Source organism: Glutamicibacter sp., from assembly GCF_050701915.1.
Classification (GTDB): domain Bacteria; phylum Actinomycetota; class Actinomycetes; order Actinomycetales; family Micrococcaceae; genus Glutamicibacter.
Window position 1 is genome coordinate 38,376 of the sequence record NZ_JBOGEG010000024.1, and the last position, 19,038, is coordinate 57,413.

Consider the following 19,038-nt stretch of genomic DNA (forward strand, 5'->3'; position numbering starts at 1 on the left):
ATCAGGATTCCAGCAGCGTGCGTCCGACAATCAGCGACATGATCTCGTTGGTGCCTTCCAGGATCTGGTGCACGCGCAGATCCCGGGCGATCTTCTCCATCCCGTAGTCGGCGAGGTAGCCATAGCCGCCGTGCAGCTGGATAGCGTTGTTGGCGGCATTGAAACCGGCGTCCGTGGCCATCTTCTTGGCCATCGCGCACAGGCGGACCCGGTCCGGGCTCTTCGCGTCCAAGGCGGCCGCGGCACGGCGCAGCAGTGAACGCGCGGCTTCCAGTTCCATGTCCATCTCGGCCAGCTTGAAGACCAGCGCTTCCTGCCTGGTCAGCGGTCCGCCGAAGGCCTGGCGCTCTTTCAGGTACAGCGCGGACTTCTCCAGCGCGCTCTGCCCGCCGCCCAGCGAGCAGGCCCCGATGTTCAGGCGGCCACCATTGAGCGCCTGCATGGCCATGGAAAAGCCCTGGCCCTCTTCGCCCAACAGGTTGCCGGCGGGAATGCGCACGCCTTCCATGATCACCTGGCGAGTGGGCTGGGCCTTCCAGCCCATCTTCTTTTCGTTCGGCCCGAAGCTCAGTCCCTCGGCATCGCCGGGAACCAGGAAGGCGCTGATGCCGCGCGAACCGGTATCGGCGGTCCGGGCCATGACGATGTAGAGCGCCGAGCTTCCGGCACCAGAGATGAATTGCTTGACGCCGCTGAGCACGTACTCGTCACCGTCCTTGCGGGCACGGGTTGACAGGGCCGCCGCATCGGAGCCGACTCCGGGCTCGGTCAGGCAGTAGGAGCCCAGGTCGTCCATGGCGGTCATCGATGGCAGCCATTTGGCACGCTGCTCGTCGTTGCCGAAGGTGTCGACCATCCACACGACCATGTTGTGGATGGAAATGTAGGCGGCCAAGGTCGGATCGGCTTTGGCGAGTTCCTCGAAGACCAGCACCGCGTCGCTGCGGCTCAGACCGGATCCGCCATGATCTTCTGAAACGTAGATTCCGCCCATGCCCAGCTGCCCGGCTTCGGCCAGCACATCGACCGGGAAATGCTGCTCCTGGTCCCAGGACAGGGCGTTGGGAGCAATCCTGGTCTCGGCGAAATCATGGACCATCTCGATCAATGACTTCTGGTCTTCGCTTACTTCAAACAACACCGGCTCCTTTGCCTGTTCTTGCGTCTTCGACCTCAGTCTATGTGACGCAAGATACAACCGGAGACCAAAGTGGCAAGGTCAAGATTATTCGTTTCGAATTGCTTGGTCCCCAGCACAACTGTCCATCTGCAGTTCCTCGGATGATCATTTTGCCCTCGGAAATTGCCACCTCGACCAGTTATTCGCGGGCGTCGAATTCCTCACGGGCCGCCAGCACCATAGGCACATGCTTCTCGGACCATCTCCGCATGGTTTCCATGGGCTCCAGGATTCCGTAGCCCAAATCCGTCAACTCGTAATCGACCCGCACCGGCACCTGGGCATAGATGGTACGCCGCAGCAGGCCGTCGCGTTCCAAATTGCGCAGGGTGCTGGTGAGCACCTTCGGAGTCACGGTGCCGACCCGTTGGCGTAACGCAGAGAAACGTAAGGGCCCGCCGGCTAGCGCGAGCAATACCAGCGGTGTCCATTTGTCGCCTAAACGCTGCATAATTTGACGTGAAGGGCACTCCTGCACGAAGACATCGAACGACTCATGACTATCCATTAGGAAACCTGGTTTCGTTGTAGATTTCAGTATCTAAAAGATACCATCGTGTTGAACCTATTTCGTTTCGCGAGGAAAAGAGAACACCATGAAGATTGCAGTTTACGGAGCCACCGGCATGGTCGGCTCGGAAGTCGTTGCCGAAGCAGCCTCCCGCGGCCACGAAATCACCTCCGTCACTCGTTCGGGCAAGGAGATCGAAGGCACTACCGCCGTGGCCGCCGAGCTGGGCGACGGCGCAACCTACCGCGACCTGGGCAAGAACAACGACGTGGTCGTCATTGCCGTGCCTCCTTCGCGCACCGGCGGCGACCACCAGGAATACCTGGACGCCTTCGAGCAGATCACCGAAACCCTGGTTCCAGCCCGCCTGGTGGTTGTCGGCGGCGCCGGAGCTACCGAGGTAGATGGCGTGCGCCTGGTTGACACCCCGGGGTTCCCGGAGGAATACAAGGCCGAGGCCACCACCTGCGCCGAGGTCTACGACATGTTCACCTCGGTTTCGGGCATCACCTGGACCGTCGTGGCCCCTGCCCCGGTAATCATGCCAGCACGCCGCACCGGCAGCTACACCCTGGGGACCGATTCGCCAGCAGGCGACTTCGTTTCCTCCCAGGACTTCGCCGTGGCGATCCTCGATGAGATCGAAACCCCGGTCCACCAGAACCGCCGCATGACCGTGGCCAGCGAAAAGTAGATACCCTCGAGGATTGCCGCTGGCCAGGTTTCGTCAGATCGGAGCGATTCGCTCCGATCTGACGAATGCGTTCCAGATGACTAGAGTTGGTTTGGTCATCACCACTAGTTCATCGAGGTAAGCCCTTCCCCATGCAACGTAACTCGCGCGCGTCCCGGATCCTTGGCTGCGCTATCGCGCTCCCGCTACTTGGATCCCTTCTAGCCAGCTGCTCGGCAGGTGCAGGATCCGATTCCACCGCAGAGGATGTGAAGCCGGTTGCCGGCGGCACCCTGGTCTATGCTTCGGGCGATGCCGAGCCGGCCTGCCTGGACCCGCATGTGGGCGGCAACTACCCGCAGGCGCTGGTGGCAAGCCAGTACCTCGAATCCCTGTTCACCAAGGATGCGGACGGGAAGATCATCCCGTGGCTTGCCGAAAGCACTGAAGTTTCCGAAGATGGCTTGACCCGCACCATCACCCTGCGCGACGGGATCTCCTTCACCGACGGCACCAAGCTCACCGCCGAAGCAGTCAAGGCCAACATCGAGCACCTGAAGGATCCGAATACCGCTTCCTCCACCGGCTACCTGGCCGTGGGCAAGGTCGTGGATATCGAGATCGCAGATGAGCTCACCGCAGAACTGACGCTCTCCGCCCCGGATAACGCATTGCTCGAATCGCTGTCCATGCCATGGACCGCCATCGAATCCCCCAAGGCGCTGGAACGCGACCAGGCGACCAACTGCGCCTCACCGGTAGGCACCGGCCCGTTCAAGGTCGAATCCTGGGAGCACCAGAAGGCTGTGAACCTGGTCCGCAATGAAGACTACGTGCTGCCGGTCCAGAACCCGGAACGCGCCGATGGCAAGGCCTATCTGGAGGCCATCACGTGGCGCTTCATCCCGGAGGCCGCTACCCGCTACGCGGCCCTGGTCTCGGGCGAAGTCGATGTCATTGACAATGCCCAGCCGGACACCATCGCCACCGCGATGAAGGACAACGCACTAGGCCATCTGGATGCCCCGCGTCCGGGCGCTTCCAACCGCATCGAGCTGAACAGCTCCAAGGCGCCATTCGACGACCAGCGCGTGCGCGAAGCCTTCATCCGCTCGGTGGATGCCAGCGCCGGCGTCAATTCCCTCTACTTCGGCACCACCAAGCGCAGCTACTCGCTGCTGTCTTCCCAGGAGCCGCTGGGCTACGCCGATGAATCGCTCTTCGGCACCGATGCGGCCAAGGCCAACGCGCTGCTCGACGAGGCAGGCTGGAGCGAACGCGACGTCGAAGGCTACCGCGTGAAGGACGGCAAGCGCCTGTCGCTTCTCTTCCCGGTCTCCACCAACCAGTCGGTCCCTGCCGAACAGTCCCTGTTCGAGCAGTTCCAGGCCCAGGCCAAGGCCGTGGGCTTCGAGGTCAAGATCCAGCTGCTGGACCTCTCCAGCTGGTACGGCGCCCTGGCCCAGCACGAATACGACCTGGTCTCGGCTCCCTACACCAAGGTCGGCCCGTCGGTGCTGCGCATCCTGTACCACTCCGATTCGACCGTGCCGGCGCCATCGGGCTACTTCGCCAACAACGCGCAGGTGAAGAACGAGAAGCTGGACGAGATCCTGGCCCAGGCCGAAGAGGCCAGCGATGAAGCGCAGCGCGCTTCGCTGTACGAGCAGGCGCAGAAGCTGGTCCTGGAGGGCTACTACGTGCTGCCGCTCTACGATCAGCAGAACCACTTCCTCTACGGCAAGAACGTGCACGGGCTCGGCGCCACCACCGCGGTGTCCTCGCCGGTCTACTACGACACCTTCATCACCGAGTAGCACCCCATGGGCACGATTGCTTGGGCCGGGCGCAAGATCGGCGGCGCGCTGGTGGTGCTGTGGCTGGTCGCCACCGCCATCTTCATCGCCATCCGGCTGATCCCCGGCGACCCGGCCGAAGCAATCATGGGCGGCCCCGGTTCCCAGGCCTCGGCCGAAGCGCTGGCCGCGGCCCGCGCCGAGTACGGCCTGGACCTTCCGCTCATCGCCCAGTACCTGATGTACCTGGGCAAGCTGGCCACCTTGGACTTCGGCACCTCGTATTCGCTCAAGCAGCCGGTCGCCGGCATCATGGGCGATCTCCTGCCCAATACCCTCTGGCTAGCGCTGCTCGCCCTGGCGGCCGCGTGGATGCTGGCCCTGGGCTTCGCGGCATTGGCCATGCGGGCTAACCGCCTTGGCGCTTGGGTTGGGAATATCGTGGAAATCATTGCCGCCGCCGTGCCGCACTTCTGGCTCGGCGCGGTGCTGATCATGCTCTTCTCCTCGGTGCTCGGCTGGCTGCCGGCCGTGGACAACGGCACCGCGAAGGGCCTGGTCCTTCCGGTGCTGACCCTGGCATTGCCGCTGGCGGGGTTCCTCACCCAGTTGATGCGCGATTCGCTCACCGGAGCCATGGGCAGCCAGTTCGCGCTGGCCGCCCGTGCCCGCGGCGAGAGCCGGCTGGCCGTCTTCTGGCGCCACGGACTGCGCCATGCTGCCCTGCCCGCCCTCGGCCTGACCGGTTGGGCATTCTCTTCCCTGCTTTCAGGTGCAGTAGTGGTCGAGGCGATCTTCGCCCGCCCGGGCCTAGGCCGCTCGCTGCTATCTGCGGTGCTGGCCCGCGACATTCCCATGGTCACCGGCATCGCATTGTTCTCCGCACTGGTGTACATCGTGGTCATGGCGATTACCGAGGGCATCGAACGCGCCATTGATCCGGCAGGGGCCAGCTCATGAGCCGTGCCGCGAAGATCCTCTCGGTTTCCTTTATTGCCCTGTGGGCGCTCATCGCGCTGGCCCCTTCGGTGCTGGCTCCGGGCGACCCGTTGGCCATCAACCCGGCCGAAGCATTCCAGAAGCCCGGCGCCGCGCACTTCTTCGGCACCGACGAATCCGGCCGTGACATCTATACCCGCGTCATCCATGGTGCCCGCGACTCGCTGGCTATCGGCTTGGCTGCCACCGCCCTGGGCATGGGGCTGGCCATCGTCTTGGGCACCGTTGCGGCACTGTCCCCGCGCTGGCTCGACGAGATCATCCTGCGCGTGCTCGAAGCGCTCTACGCGATTCCCTCCTTGCTGATGGCACTGCTGATCATTGCCTTCACCGGGCCCGGCGTCGGGCCGGCCATCGTCGCGGTGGGCCTGTCCACCGCACCGGGATATGCCCGGTTGGTGCGCAGCCAGATCCGCACATTGAAGAGCTCGGAAATGCTGGAGGCAGCCACCGTGCTGGGCCGTGGCACTTCGCTGAAGGTCCGCAACCACTTGGTTCCCAACGCCCTGAAACCCCTGCTGGCACTGGTGACTTTGGGGATCGGCCAGGCGGTCATCTGGGCTGCCGCCTTGTCCTTCCTGGGCTTGGGCACACCGCCGCCAGCTCCCGAATGGGGTGCAATGCTCTCGGCCGGGCGCACCTACCTGCACTTTGCCTGGTGGATGAGCTTGTTCCCCGGCTTGGCCATAGTTTTCGTCTCCGCAGGCGCCACGCTGATTGGCCGCGCGCTGGGCGGAAAGGCCAGGACAGCATGAACGGGCAAGCAATGATTGCAGTCAAGGATCTTTCGGTCAGTTTCGGTTCTGCCGTGGCGGTGAGAAACGTTTCCTTCACCGTCCAGGCCGGACGTTGCCTCGCATTGGTCGGCGAATCCGGGTCGGGCAAATCCGTCACCGCACGCAGCCTGCTTGGCCTCTCCGGCGGCACCGTCAGCGCCACGGAGCTATCTGTCTGCGGCCAGAACGCCTTGGCGTTCTCCGACCGCAGCTGGCAGCAGATCCGCGGGAATTCGGTGTCCATGATTCTGCAGGATGCACTGATGGCGCTCGATCCGCTGCGCCCGGTGGGCCGGGAAATCGGTGATGCGCTCAAGGCGCACGGCAAGATCTCCAGGCCCGAGCTCCAGCAAAGCGTGATCCAGGTGCTCCAGTCCGTGCGCATGCCCGAGCCCGAGCGCCGCGCCAAGCAGCGTTCCACAGAGCTATCCGGCGGCATGCGCCAACGTGCCCTGATTGCCCAAGCACTGGCCGGCAACCCTCAGGTAGTCATCGCCGATGAGGCGACTACCGCCTTGGACTCGGGCTTGACCGCACTGGTTCTGTCGCAGCTGCGCGAGCTCAAGGACCAGGGCCGCGGTGTGCTGATGATCAGCCACGATCTGGCCCAGGTAGCGCACTTGGCCGACGACATTGCGGTGATGCGCAACGGTGAAATCGTTGAGGCCGGCATCACCGGGCAGATCCTGGGCAACCCCCAGCACGAGTACACCCGCCAGTTGCTGCGGGCCGTGCCCTCGGGGGTACCGCGCTTCGCCCCGTTGTCGGTATCCAGCAAGCCCGTGGCCGCACCGGCCCCGGAAGACCCCGCGGCAGCATCCAGCGCGTTGTCGGTCAAGGATCTGTCGAAGAGCTTCGGCAAGCACGCGGCCGTGAATTCGGTCAGCTTCGAGGTGCCTCGCGGCAAGACCCTGGGCATCGTTGGCGAATCCGGATCCGGCAAAACCACCACTGCCCGCATGGTCCTGGGCTTGCAGAAACCCGATGCTGGAACCGTTGAGTTGCTCGGCGAACGCTTTGCCCCGGCTCATGAGGCACAGCGCCGGAAGCTGCGCGAGCAGATGGGCGCGATCTACCAGAACCCGCTGGGATCCTTTGATCCCCGCTATTCCGTCGGGCAGCTGCTGGCCGATGCCTTGAGCCGGGGCAGGTCCAAGCGCGCGGCCGAGTACCGGAAACCGGTAGCCCAGCTGCTGGAACAGGTTGAGCTGTCCGATGATTTGCTGGGCCGCAATCCGCGCGAGCTCTCCGGCGGACAGCGCCAGCGCCTGGCAATTGCCCGTGCGCTAGCGCCCAAGCCAAAGGTGCTGGTCCTTGACGAGCCGGTTTCCGCCCTGGATGCATCCATCCAGGCAACCGTGCTGGATCTTTTGGACCGGATCCAGTTGGAGACCGGAACCAGCTACTTGTTCATCAGCCACGACCTGTCGGTCATTGAGCATATGAGCGACACGGTTGCGGTGATGCATGAGGGCAAGATCATCGAGCAGGGCGCTACGGCCCAGGTCTTCGGTGCCCCGCAGCATCAGTACACCAAGCTCTTGCTCTCGGCCATGCCGCGGCTGCGCTAGTTCCGCCCGGACCGGCCATGCGTCCCTAGACCAGGTCCACCATCTGGTCCTTGACCTGCTTGCGCAGGATCTTGCCCAACAGCGAGCGCGGCATTTGATCGATCTGCACGATGCGCTTGGGCACCTTGTAGGCGGCCAGCAGCTCGCGGCAGTGGGCGCGCAGCGCGTCCTCGTTCAGCCCGCAGCCCTCTTCGAGCTGCACCGCGGCAACCACCATTTCGCCACCGCGGGCCAATGGCTTTCCGAAGACCGCGGCATCGGCAACATCAGCGTGCTGGCGCAGGGCGATCTCGACCTCGGTCGGGGATACGTTGAATCCTCCGGTGATGATCAGCTCCTTGGCGCGGTCCACCACCTGTGCGAATCCCTCCTCGTCCACGGTGACCACGTCGCCCGAGCGCAGCCAGCCGTCCTCGGTCTTGGCCTTGGCCGTTTCCTCCGGGTTGTTCCAGTAGCCGCCGAACACCTGCGGGCCCTTGATCAGCAATTCGCCCGGCTCGCCCTGGGCCACCTCCCTGGACGGATTCTCCACGTCGACGACCTTCATCAGCGTCGAGGGGAAGGGCACGCCGATGGTGCCGGTGCGGCGGCTCGGGTGGAACGGGTTGCCCAGTGCCACCGGCGAGGACTCGGTCATGCCGTAGCCTTCCACCAGCAGGCCGCCGGACATCGATTCCCACAGCTCCACGACGTGATCGGGCAGGTTCATCGCCCCGGAGATGCAGTACTTGGCACTTTTCAGCGAGACGCCGCGCTCCTCGGCCGCCAGTGCGGTGCGCTCGTAGATGGGCGGCACCGCGCAGTACACGGTGGCCGGGGACTTCTTCCAGGCATCCAGGATCATCTCCGGGTCGAACTTCGGGAAAAGCACCAGCAGACCCTGCTTCTTCACGCCGAAGGTCAGGTACAGGGTCATGCCGAAGGCATGGAACATCGGCAGGATCGCGTAGAGGATTTCCTCGCGTTCCTGCGCCCCGAGCATCCATGCCTCGCCCTGCAGCGCGTTGGAATACAGGTTAAAGTGGGTGAGCATGGCCCCCTTGGGGTGCCCGGTGGTACCCGAGGTGTACTGGATGACCGCCAGGTCATTGACGCCCGGATGCGGGTGGCTCTCATCCAGCTCCGCACCGGAGAGCAGGTCCTTCCAGGCCACGGTGCCCGAGGTGCGGGCCGTGAGCGAGGCCCTGGTCTCGCGCAGCTTCTTGACCGGCAGGTTCAGTGCCAGCCGCTTGAGGGCGGGGAAGGCTTCAAGCAGGTTGACCGAGACGATCGCGTCGAGCTGCACGTCCTTGGGGAATTCCTGGACGTTGGCCACGACCTTGTCCCAGGCAATCGCGATGCGCGCCTGGTGGTCTTCGAATTGGTGGCGCAGTTCGCGCGAGGTGTACAGCGGGTTGTGCTCCACCACGACGGCGCCGAGCCGCAGGATCGCGTAGAAGGCGATCACGTGCTGCGGGCAGTTGGGCAGGATCAGCGCAACGCGGTCCCCGGCACGCACGCCGAGCTTGCGCAGGCCCTCGGCGGCCTTGGCTACCTGCGCGCCCAGATCGGCGTAGCTGGTGCGGCGGCCGAAGAATTCGGTCGCCGGGCTATCGCCGGCTTCGCGCACGGAGCGCTCGAACATGCGGCTCAGCGGTTCGGTGGGCAGCTCGATTTCGGCCGGGACTCCCGGCTGGTAATTCGCCACCCATGCGGGCGCAGCACTATTTTCCATATGTCCAATCATGCCTTGTTGCAGCCACTGGCGCGATTTAAAAGGCAGGGCGCGCGTTGAAACAGCTTGCCCGTGTTGTCTGCGTCACTGGTTAGACTGCGCGTAGGAGACTAGGAGGCCATCATGGTGCGTTGCTACCCGCAGGAACCAGAGTTCACCAGCCAAACTGCCGCAGAGAAAAAGGTGTGGGATATCCTGCGCCGCAGCTTGCCTGATGACGCAATTCTTTTCCATTCCGTGCAGTTGCGCCATCAGCGGGCAGAACATGAAATTGATCTCCTTGTTCTTTTGCCCGGAGTAGGCGTAGCCGTCATCGAGGTCAAAGGCGGGCTGGTCAGCGTGGAGAAGGGTACCTGGTACCAGTCGGGGGCCAAGGATAAGCATCCGTTGAAGGAAAGCCCCATGGCCCAGGTTCAAAGTGCGTCCCACGCGCTCAGAGAACTACTGGGCACGCACATGGGCAGTCGCTTCACTAGCCGAATCGCTGATGTGGTTTGCTTCCCTTACACCGACTGGCCAGTTGATTATTCGTCTGTGGGCCTTCCGCGTGATCTGGTGATTGACCGGGGCCAGGTCGAAAATCTCGTAGCCTGTTTGCACACAGCCATCGAAGAACGCGGTGTCGGTTCCTCCGCATTGGCCCTCGATTTCGCCGAGCGCATGATCAGGCATTTGAACGGAGATACCGGTCCATTAGGGGCATCGCCCGCTGAAGTTGATTATGCCCAGGCCATGTCCAACGAGGACATCCAGGAAACGCTCACCGCCCGCCAGTCCATCTTGCTGTCCTGCACCCGTTCCTTGAAGCGTTTGCAGTTCCTTGGCGGCGCTGGAAGCGGCAAGACCTGGATGGCGTTGAAGAAGGCCAAGGAACTAGCCAAAAGCGACAAGCGAGTAGGGCTATTCTGCTACAACAAGGGCCTTGGGCTCTATCTGCAATCCGAGGTGGAGACTTGGCGTCAGAACAGGCCGGTGCACGTTGGCGAATTCCACGAGTACGCCCGCAAATTGGGGGTTCCCGATGGTTACGGCCGAGAATACTTTGAGGAAGAGCTGCCACAGCATCTGCTCGCTCTGGGAGCTTCTCTACCCGAAGATGAAAAGCTTGACGCGGTGATTGTGGACGAAGCGCAAGACTTTGCCAGCAGTTGGTGGGAAGCGCTCTTGGCCTGCACCAAAGATCCTGAGCACGGCGAAGTCTACGCCTTCATGGATGACCGCCAAGATGTGTACCAGCGCTGGGACGGTCAGTTCTCCGGAGATGGTACGCCGCTGGTTCCGATCCACGTCGACGATAATTTGCGCAATACCCGGCGGATTGCAGATACGTTCAAGGAGATCATCGGCAATCACTCTAAGCTTCGTGGCGGCGAAGGCTTTGCTGTCCGCTACGTTAATTGCGCAACGGACGACGCAGTGGACGTCGCATCCGATTGCGTTGACGCTTTGCTTGGCGAAGGGTGGGCAAACAACCAGATCGCCTTGCTGACCACAAATCGGCGCCACCCCATTCACCAAGACCACTTCGAGAACGACACGATCGACAGCGAATACTGGCCAGCCTTCCACAGGGATGAGGAGGAGTTCTATGGCCATGTTCTTGGCTTCAAGGGGCTGGAACGCAGTGTGGTGATCTTATGCGTCAACGGTTTCAAGGACATGGAACGCGCAACTGAGCAGCTCTACGTTGGCTTCTCACGTGCCCGCAGCCTTCTGGTAGTCGTCGGCGACAAGGAACTTATCGACGCGGCTAGTGGTGCGAACCGGCAGATTTCCTTGGACGCGGCGCTGGATTGGTGCCCATGCCCCGAACCCGCGAGCAGCTAGAAGTTCAGCCCTCGGGCCGCTACATCCCATACCTCGCTGGTGCCGTCCTCGTGCACCGCCAGCACGCTGTCGACCAGGTTCACCGCGACGCAGACGTGGTTGGGGATGACCTGGACTTGCTCTCCGTAGGCCGGCAGGTCCAGGCCTTCGGGCCATAGCACGGTGGCATGATGTTCGGATAGCGCGCTGATGCGCGCTTCGGGGCACTCCGCGATGCGCCCGTAGCCGGTGGCCCAGGCCGGGCGGTCGCCTCCGAGCACCTTGCTGCCGGCATCCAGCACGATGCGCCGGGGAATCTGCCCATCGCCTTCATGCCGGCTGATCACGGTGGACGCGACGGTCAGGGAAATATCCTCCCAGCGCACGCGCCCCAGCTCGAACTGCTGCGCATCGCCGAAGACGTAAACGCCTGGGCGCACCTCGGTCAGTACCGAGTTATCGCTGAGTTCGGCGCTCGGGGTGGAGCCGCCGCTGATGCGCTTGATCGCGTGCCCGGCGTCGCGCAGGAGGCAGGCTGCCTCGGCGAGAGCCTTGTGCTCATCGTTGAGTGCGGCGTCGATGCCGTCCGGCGAGTAGCTGTGGCCGGGGAAGGTGAAGATCCCATGCACGCGCATTCCTGCCGCGCGGGCGGCATTGGCTATTTCCACCGCGCCCTGGGGGCTGGTGCCGCTACGGTGATGGCCGCTGTCGATTTCAATGACGAGCTTGACCTTGGAGGCCTTCTCCCCCAGCATCCTGGCCATCTGCTGCACGGCCTCGACAGAGTCCGTGCCGATGCTCAGCTTGGCACGGCGCATCAGCTCCAGGATGCGTACTGCCTGGGATTCGTTGACCCACAAAGGGTAGGCAATGAAGATCTTCGCGACCCCGTGCAGCGCAAACGCGAGGGCTTCGCCTACGGTTGCCACGGTGAGCCCGGCGGAACCGGCGTCCATCTGGCGCTCGGCTATTTCATGCATCTTGTGGGTCTTGGCATGCGGGCGCAGTTTCAGTCCTTGGCTCGCCACCCGGTGGGCCACCCGGTCAATGTTCTGCTGGAGCTTCGCCACGTCAACGATGACCTGCGGGGTGTTGATTCCGGCCGGGATAGTGCCCAAATTTTCCGTCCTTCTGCACTTGAACTGCGTCGCGGAGAATCCTGGAAATAGGCATTCCCGCCGATCTGAAAGATTACCGCAGGAAGCTTTGTACAGGGGAAGGAAAAACTAGCGTGGCAACGTGCTGGACCGGGCCGACAGCTTGGTGGACAACTCATGGGCATGGTGCAGCAAGAGGTTGCCCAGTTCTTCGCGGCGGCCCGCTTCAAAGCGCGTGTGGATCCCGGTCAGGCTCAGTGCCCAGGCAGGCTGCCCGGAGTTGTCAAAAACTGCGGCGCCCATGCCCCAACTGCCCTCGACGATCAGCCCCGGGTTGACCGAATAGCCCAGCTGGCGGGTTTCGGCGACCTTTTTGCGCAGCTCTTCCCGTGAATGCGCAGGCCCATATCCTGGCTCAAGATCGGCATTGCGCAGGTAGCGCTCAATGCCCTGTTCAGGCAGGAAAGCAAGGATGGCTATACCGGCCGAGGCGACTCCCAGCGGGAAGCGCCGTCCTTCATACAGGACGAACGAGCGGATGGGAAAGGCTCCATCCTGGCGCAGCAAGCACACGGTTTCGTCGCCTCGGCGTGCCGAGAGGAATGCGCTTTCCCCGGTTGCCTCGGCGAGCGCGGCAACATGCTCGCGGGCCATTTCGCTGATGTCGTAGCGCTCGGCTGCCACCGCGCCCATGAGGTAGAGCTCGGGGCCAAGCAGCCAGCGGCCGGTGCGATTGTCGTGGTCGCAGAATCCTTCGGTGGCCAACGCGCTGAGCAGGCGATGCACGGTGGGGCGGGCCAAACCGGTGCTTCGGGCGGTATGCGTCGTGGTGATGCCCTCGGGCATTGCAGTGCTCACGGCACGAAGCACGGCGGCCAGCCGTCCTACGACTTGGGTTCCAGCCGGGGAATTGCTCATGACCACATTATGGACGATCGGTTTTGGGCCGGGTAATTCCCGCTTCATACTTTGTCGCTATACCCCTGTTGCTATCTAGCTAATCGGCGGATAATTCAGCACATGGAAAAGACATGGCAGATCGTCATCGACTGCGCCCGGCCGCAGGCAATGGTCCGGTTCTGGGCTGAAGCCTTGCGCTACGTTCCCGAGCCTGCTCCGGACGGGCATCCCACGTGGCGCGCCTACTGGCAGTCGATGGGCGTGCCGGAGAATGAATTGCCTCCCGGAGCCGGTGACACTCCGGAGTCGCTGGTCGATCCGCAAGGTGGTGGGCCCCGGATTTGGTTCCAGCAGGTACCGGAAACCAAGAGCATCAAGAATCGCCTGCATCTGGACTTGCTGGTCAGCGGCGGTCGCGGTGTTCGCTTCGAGCAACGCAGGCAAATCATCACCGATGAGGCAGAGCGCCTGGTCGCCCTAGGGGCAAAGGTCCGCACCGTTCACGACATGCCCGAGATGGGGCATTTCGCCATCTGCATGTTCGATATCGAGGGCAATGAATTCGACATCGTCTAGCCCTCGCCACAAGCGTCCATAATATGGACCGCTCGATCGTTTCTCCTCACCATCCGACCAATTCCGCGGCAAAGCACCTGGCCTATTGCATGCTCACCTGCGACTACGTACGTTAGAAGATAAGCAGATCCGCGCTCCACATAGTGGACACATGGAGGAATCGATGACAACGAAGTTTCGGGATGACGCAGCCGCCGCCTTGGCTGCCGTCGTCGAAGATGGCATGACCATCGCAGTAGGCGGATTCGGCTTATCCGGCATCCCCAACCGCCTGATCACCGCGCTGCGGGACTCGAAGGCAACCAATCTGACCATCGTTTCAAACAACATGGGCGTAGATGGCAAGGGGCTGGGCATCCTGCTGGAAAACAAGCAGGTCTCCAAGGTCCTGGCCTCCTACGTTGGGGAGAACAAGCTGTTCGCCCAGCAGTTCCTCGATGGAGACCTGGAAGTTGAATTCTGCCCGCAGGGCACCTTGGCCGAGCGCTTGCGCGCTGGCGGTGTTGGCATTCCCGGGTTCTTCACGCCTACCGGTGTGGGAACTCCGATCGCCGAGGGCAAGGAAGTCATGGAATTCAATGGCAAGCCAGCGATCCTCGAGCGTGGCATCTTTGCCGATATCGCGCTGGTCAAGGCACACCAGGCAGACGCGGAAGGCAACCTGCGCTACCGGATGACCTCGAAGAATTTCAACCCGCTGGCCGCCATGTCCGGCCGCCACACCTTCGCCGAAGCCGAGGAAATTGTCGAGGGCTATTTGGATCCGTCATTGGTGGAAACCCCGGGCATCTTCGTGCAGACCCTGGTCCAAGCCGATGCAGTCAAGGACATTGAACAGCGCACCGTGCGCAGCCGAGAGGAGGCCTGAGCATGTGGACTCGAGATGAAATGGCGGCCATTGCCGCCAGCGAACTCACCGACGGCCAATACGTGAATCTCGGTATTGGAATCCCCACGATGGTGGCCAACAACCTGCCTGAAGGCGTTTCGGTCAAGCTGCAAAGCGAAAACGGCCTGCTGGGCATGGGCCCCTTCCCCTATGAAGGTGAAGAAGATGCGGATTTGATCAATGCAGGCAAGCAGACCGTGACCATCCTGCCCGGCGGCAGCTTCTTCGATTCGGCGACCTCCTTTGGCATGATCCGCGGCGGCCACGTCCAGACCGCCATCCTCGGAGCCCTGCAGGTGGCCGCCAACGGCGATCTGGCGAACTGGACCATCCCGGGCAAGCTGGTCAAGGGCATGGGCGGTGCCATGGATCTGGTCGCCGGCACCCCGCGAGTGATCGTTTTGACCGATCATGTGGCCAAGGACGGTACCTCCAAGATTGTGGAGAAATGCGACCTGCCGCTGACCGGCGTGGGCGTGGTCAACCGCATCATTACCGATCGAGCGGTGTTTGATATAGAAAACTCGAGCTTGACCCTGCGTGCAGTAGCCCCGGGTGAAAGCGTGGAAACCATCAAGGAAATCACGGCAGCAGAATTCGCCGTGGATATTGTGGAGGATCTGAAAGCATGAGCGCAAAGATTGTGGGCTACGCCCGTACCCCATTCGTGAAATTCAACGGTGCCTTCGCCTCCGTTCCCGCCACCGAGCTCGGTGCCCATGCCGGCAAGGCCGCGCTGGAACGTGCCGGAGTTGATCCGAGCGAGGTCCAGCAGGTCATCGCCGGCCAGGTGCTGCAAGGCGGTGCCGGCCAGAACCCAGCCCGTCAATCTGCTGTGGGCGCCGGCGTTCCGCTGAACGTTCCGGCCATTGCCGTGAATGCCGTTTGCCTCTCCGGTGCCGAGGCCGTGGTGGCAGCTGCCCGCATGATCAACAGCGGTGAAGCAGATGTTGTTCTGGCTATCGGCCAGGAATCAATGTCCCTGGCTCCGCACGTGCAGCGCGCCCGTGCCGGTGCCAAGTACGGTGCCATCGAGATGATCGACACCCTGGAATACGACGGCCTGACCGATGCTGCCGAGAAGCGTTCCATGGGCGCTTCCACCGAGGAGCACAACGCCAAGTTGTCGATGACCCGCGAGGCACAGGATACGGTTTCGGCCGCATCCCACCAGCGCGCTGCCGCAGCCCGCGGCTTCGCAGCCGGCGAGATTGCACCATTTACCATTTCCAGCCGTCGCGGCGACACCACGGTCGGCGAAGATGATGGCATCCGCGAAGCAACCACCGTGGAGTCCTTGGGCAAGCTGCGTCCGGCCTTCGCCAAGGAGGGCACCATCACCGCGGGCAACTCCTCGCAAATCACCGACGGCGCGGCAGCAGTGGTGCTGGCCAGCGACGCGGCCATTGAACGCCTGGGCCTGAAGCCGCTGGCCGAAATCGTCTCGCACGCCTTCGTCGCCGGCCCGGACCGCACCCTGCACGAGCAGCCATCCAACGCAATCAGCGCAGCCCTGAAGAAAGCCGGCGCCGAAGCCAAGGACCTGAAGGCCGTAGAAATCAACGAGGCTTTCGCCGCTGTATCGGTGCAGTCCACCAAGGCGCTGGGTCTCGATGACTCCATCGTGAACCCGCATGGTGGCGCGATCGCACTGGGCCACCCGATTGGCGCTTCCGGTGCGCGCATCATCGGCACCTTGGCTCGCCAGCTGCACGAGATGCCGGCCGGTTCGCTGGGCGCCATCGGCATCTGCGGTGGCGGCGGCCAGGGCACCGCAGTAGTTCTGCGCTCGCTGTAGCCGCTGTCGAGATGAGTGCCGCCCGTGATTTCGCGGGCGGCACTCATGCATTTCCTAGTGCCAGAGCGGTTCGCGCGACACGTGGTTGACCAGTAGCTGCGCATCGAGCTCGACGTAGGTTCCGTTGGCCATGCGTGGATTGCTTTCGCCGGTGAGCGCTGCGATAACCGAGCAGATCAAGGCGCTGTGGCTGACTACCAGCACATTCTGCCCGGGGTGCTGATGGCAGATCTTGAACAGTGCGTTCACTGCGCGCCCCACCAGGTGCTCTTCGGTTTCTCCGGTGCCGACCAGCAGCTGGCGCTGTTCATCGGCGCCATCGCCAACCAAGGTGCCTTCGAGATCGCCGAAGTCCTGCTCCATCAGTTCCTGGTTTTCGTGCAGGGCACGGATGCCCATGCTATTGGCGATGATCTGCGCGGTTTGGCGGGCACGGAACAACGGGGAAGAATACACCGCGTCCCAAGGGCCTTGGGGTGCCAACTCGGCGGCGAGCTGCCGGGCTTGGCGGATACCGGTATCGTTCATTGGCAGGTCGCTGCGTCCGTGCAGGCGTCCTGCCTTGTTCCATTCGGTCTGTCCGTGGCGGATCAGGATCAATTTCTGTGCGGTCATCGTCTTCTTCTTTCTGGCATGCACCGTAGCTTCACGTGCCCGGTGCGAAGTACTGTTCTTCGGGTCAGTCGCTGGTCTGCGAACTCTTGACCGGCGCTGGCAGTGCGGGACTTTCGTTCAGCACCGCGCACTGGTCGCTGGACACGGCGAACGCGTCCACTGATTTGGCACCTACCTTGATGACGTTGAATCCGGCTGCGGGCTCGGCAACGATCTCGGTCGGGGCAAAAGGATTCATGTTGTAGGACACTGCGGGAGCCATGAACACCGGGGTATTCAATAGCTGGCTGCTAGCCGCTTGATGGTAGTGGCCGCAGAGGATCGCACGGATATCGCTTCCGGCGGCGATAGCCGCCAGCTCCATGGGGTTCTCCAGCCCGCGGCCGGCGCGGGCTTCATTGGCCGCTTCCACGGGAGGATGGTGCAGCAGCAGCAGGGATCCCCGTGGTGCCGGCGCCGTCAATAGCGAGGAAAGCCAATCGAGCTGCCGCTGTTCCAAGCGTCCCTGGGCCAATTGGAATCCCCCGCTGTCCAGGCCGATGATCCGAAGTCCCAGGACCTCGTGCACCGTGTCGGCTGGATGCGGACCGGTGGACAGGCGCCTGGTGTTGAAGGATTCGCCAATCGCACCTAACGGATCATGATTTCCCGGAACGGTGATGACCGGGCAATCCAGTTCGCGCTGGGCCTGGTTGAACATCTCTGCGGCCCGCTCATGGATGCCCGCACCGCGGTCTGCGATATCGCCGGTCACCACAATGGCATCCGGATCCAGGCACGCGGCCGCTTCCAGCGCCCGTTCGGTTCGTTGCCACGAATCAATGGTTTCGTGAAGCAGCTGCCCTTCGGGGCGCAGGTGGGTATCGCTCAATTGGATTATCGTCAGAGGCTCCATCTTTTCCCTCCTTCGCGGCTGCTGCATTTCATCCCATTGAACGCCGGGGTTCTGACCAGCAGGTGAACGCGGTGTCGACGCCATATGAAGTCCTGAAGAATCGGGATTTCTCGATAACCGAACGAATTGGCCATCGAAGGCAGGGAAATCGGAGTGAGACATGCTTTCTGGCGCATATGAACGGCGAGTAGCATTCAAAACGACTAATCTTAGAAGAGAAGATTTGAATCCACCGAGGAGCTATATCCATGACCGGCAGCAAAGTCGTCGCCTTTGGCCACTTCCAGCCAGAGCGCATCGTCCCGAATACCGAGCTGGAGAAGCTGGTGGAAACCAGCGACGAATGGATCACCCGCCGCGTAGGCATCCAGGAACGCCGCTGGGGCACCGGCGTTGAAACCGTTGATTCCATGGCAATCAAGGCCGGCAAGATGGCTCTGGATAATGCCCAGGGCATCGACGTCTCGGACATCGACATGGTCCTGGTCGCCACCTGCACCGCCACCGATCGCTCCCCGAACATGGCCGCCCGTGTAGCCCGCGACCTGGGCATGGACCAGGGCCCAGCCACCATGGATGTCAACGCAGCATGCGCCGGCTTCGCCCACGCCGTGGGGCTGGCCCAGGGGGCAATCGCCGCCGGCAGCGCCACCAACGTGCTGGTCATCGGCTCCGAGATGCTCACCGACTACACCGACTTCACCGACCGCACTACCTGCGTGCTGACCGCGGACGGCGCTGGCGCCTTCGTGATCACCGCTTCGGAAGACAACGGCATCTCGCCGGTGGTCTGGGGTTCGGTTCCTTCCCTGTCCGATGCCGTGCGCATCGAAGCAGAGAACGACATGAAGTTCGCGCAGAACGGCCAGAGCGTCTACCGCTGGACCGTGACCCAGCTGCCGAAGATCGCCTCCAAGATCATCGACCGTGCCGGCATGAAGCCAGAAGAGCTCGATGCCATCGTCCTGCACCAGGCCAACCTGCGCATCATCGAGCCATTGGCCGAGAAGATCGGCGCACCGAATGCCCGCGTGGCCACCGACGTGGTCCACTCCGGCAATACCTCGGCAGCCTCCATGCCGCTGGCGCTTTCCAAGCTGATGGCTTCGGATGAGCCGCTGCCTTCGGGATCCAAGGCGCTGCTGTTCGCCTTCGGCGGCGGCCTGGCTTACGCAGGCCAGATCATCACCATTCCATAAGCTTTTTGCTCTCGAGGGGCGCACCGGCAACATGCCGGTGCGC

General features: G+C 62.8%; 18 protein-coding genes. 11 read left to right on the forward strand and 7 right to left on the reverse strand.

What is annotated here, in order from left to right; translation table 11 throughout:
* Window position 1: 1 nt before the first annotated feature.
* The gene (locus ACRDT3_RS13550; protein WP_431493478.1) at window positions 2-1,138 is read right to left on the reverse strand and encodes an acyl-CoA dehydrogenase family protein; all 1,137 of its coding nucleotides are present in this window, start codon (window positions 1,136-1,138) and stop codon (window positions 2-4) included.
* Between the two features lie 181 nt (window positions 1,139-1,319).
* Window positions 1,320-1,688, reverse strand: a complete 369-nt coding sequence (locus ACRDT3_RS13555) for a winged helix-turn-helix transcriptional regulator (protein WP_431493479.1) — start codon at window positions 1,686-1,688, stop codon at window positions 1,320-1,322.
* A gap of 88 nt (window positions 1,689-1,776) precedes the next feature.
* On the opposite strand from ACRDT3_RS13555, the gene ACRDT3_RS13560 reads away from it, so the two are divergent.
* From ACRDT3_RS13560 to ACRDT3_RS13580, 5 genes are all read left to right on the forward strand, one after another.
* Complete coding sequence (locus tag ACRDT3_RS13560) at window positions 1,777-2,385, forward strand: NAD(P)-dependent oxidoreductase (RefSeq protein WP_431493480.1); 609 nt, start codon at window positions 1,777-1,779, stop codon at window positions 2,383-2,385.
* A gap of 131 nt (window positions 2,386-2,516) precedes the next feature.
* A complete protein-coding gene (locus tag ACRDT3_RS13565; protein WP_431493481.1) occupies window positions 2,517-4,181 on the forward strand; it encodes an ABC transporter substrate-binding protein in 1,665 nt (554 codons plus the stop codon).
* 6 nt (window positions 4,182-4,187) lie between these two features.
* Entirely contained in the window at window positions 4,188-5,120 is a 933-nt protein-coding gene (locus tag ACRDT3_RS13570) for an ABC transporter permease (RefSeq protein WP_431493482.1), read from the forward strand.
* Window positions 5,117-5,914, forward strand: a complete 798-nt coding sequence (locus ACRDT3_RS13575; RefSeq protein WP_431493483.1) for an ABC transporter permease — start codon at window positions 5,117-5,119, stop codon at window positions 5,912-5,914. The genes ACRDT3_RS13570 and ACRDT3_RS13575 overlap by 4 nt, the downstream gene beginning before the upstream one ends.
* A complete protein-coding gene (locus ACRDT3_RS13580) occupies window positions 5,911-7,506 on the forward strand; it encodes a dipeptide ABC transporter ATP-binding protein (RefSeq protein WP_431493484.1) in 1,596 nt (531 codons plus the stop codon). Before ACRDT3_RS13575 ends, ACRDT3_RS13580 begins: the two co-directional genes overlap by 4 nt.
* Before the next feature lie 25 nt (window positions 7,507-7,531).
* On the opposite strand, the gene ACRDT3_RS13585 is transcribed toward ACRDT3_RS13580, so the two are convergent.
* Complete coding sequence (locus tag ACRDT3_RS13585; protein WP_431493485.1) at window positions 7,532-9,220, reverse strand: long-chain-fatty-acid--CoA ligase; 1,689 nt, start codon at window positions 9,218-9,220, stop codon at window positions 7,532-7,534.
* 123 nt (window positions 9,221-9,343) lie between these two features.
* Between ACRDT3_RS13585 and ACRDT3_RS13590 the strand changes: the two genes are divergently transcribed.
* The gene (locus tag ACRDT3_RS13590) at window positions 9,344-11,047 is read left to right on the forward strand and encodes an NERD domain-containing protein (RefSeq protein WP_431493486.1); all 1,704 of its coding nucleotides are present in this window, start codon (window positions 9,344-9,346) and stop codon (window positions 11,045-11,047) included.
* On the opposite strand, the gene ACRDT3_RS13595 is transcribed toward ACRDT3_RS13590, so the two are convergent.
* Window positions 11,044-12,144 carry an alanine racemase gene (locus ACRDT3_RS13595; RefSeq protein ID WP_431493487.1) on the reverse strand — a complete coding sequence of 367 codons (1,101 nt, stop codon included), beginning with the start codon at window positions 12,142-12,144 and terminating at the stop codon, window positions 11,044-11,046. The two genes, ACRDT3_RS13590 and ACRDT3_RS13595, sit on opposite strands and share 4 nt — an antisense overlap.
* 108 nt (window positions 12,145-12,252) lie before the next feature.
* Window positions 12,253-13,041: an IclR family transcriptional regulator gene (locus tag ACRDT3_RS13600; RefSeq protein ID WP_431493488.1), complete on the reverse strand. Its 789-nt coding sequence runs from the start codon at window positions 13,039-13,041 to the stop codon at window positions 12,253-12,255.
* A gap of 102 nt (window positions 13,042-13,143) precedes the next feature.
* Here ACRDT3_RS13600 and ACRDT3_RS13605 point away from each other — a divergent pair, with 102 nt between their 5' ends.
* The 4 genes from ACRDT3_RS13605 (at window position 13,144) to ACRDT3_RS13620 (ending at window position 16,286) form a co-directional block, all read left to right on the forward strand.
* Entirely contained in the window at window positions 13,144-13,599 is a 456-nt protein-coding gene (locus ACRDT3_RS13605; RefSeq protein ID WP_431493489.1) for a VOC family protein, read from the forward strand.
* A gap of 163 nt (window positions 13,600-13,762) precedes the next feature.
* Entirely contained in the window at window positions 13,763-14,467 is a 705-nt protein-coding gene (locus ACRDT3_RS13610) for a CoA transferase subunit A (RefSeq protein ID WP_431493490.1), read from the forward strand.
* A gap of 2 nt (window positions 14,468-14,469) precedes the next feature.
* Window positions 14,470-15,120 (forward strand): CoA transferase subunit B, encoded by a 651-nt coding sequence (locus ACRDT3_RS13615; RefSeq protein ID WP_431493491.1) that lies wholly within the window; start codon window positions 14,470-14,472, stop codon window positions 15,118-15,120.
* Window positions 15,117-16,286: an acetyl-CoA C-acyltransferase gene (locus tag ACRDT3_RS13620; protein WP_431493492.1), complete on the forward strand. Its 1,170-nt coding sequence runs from the start codon at window positions 15,117-15,119 to the stop codon at window positions 16,284-16,286. The genes ACRDT3_RS13615 and ACRDT3_RS13620 overlap by 4 nt, the downstream gene beginning before the upstream one ends.
* 54 nt (window positions 16,287-16,340) lie before the next feature.
* Here the strand turns inward: ACRDT3_RS13620 and ACRDT3_RS13625 are convergent, their stop codons facing one another.
* Together ACRDT3_RS13625 and ACRDT3_RS13630 are read right to left on the reverse strand one after the other, a co-directional pair.
* A complete protein-coding gene (locus ACRDT3_RS13625) occupies window positions 16,341-16,901 on the reverse strand; it encodes a histidine phosphatase family protein (protein WP_431493493.1) in 561 nt (186 codons plus the stop codon).
* 64 nt (window positions 16,902-16,965) lie between these two features.
* A complete protein-coding gene (locus ACRDT3_RS13630) occupies window positions 16,966-17,796 on the reverse strand; it encodes a metallophosphoesterase family protein (protein WP_431493494.1) in 831 nt (276 codons plus the stop codon).
* A gap of 248 nt (window positions 17,797-18,044) precedes the next feature.
* Between ACRDT3_RS13630 and ACRDT3_RS13635 the strand changes: the two genes are divergently transcribed.
* Window positions 18,045-18,995: a beta-ketoacyl-ACP synthase III gene (locus ACRDT3_RS13635; protein WP_431493495.1), complete on the forward strand. Its 951-nt coding sequence runs from the start codon at window positions 18,045-18,047 to the stop codon at window positions 18,993-18,995.
* Window positions 18,996-19,038 lie beyond the last annotated feature (43 nt).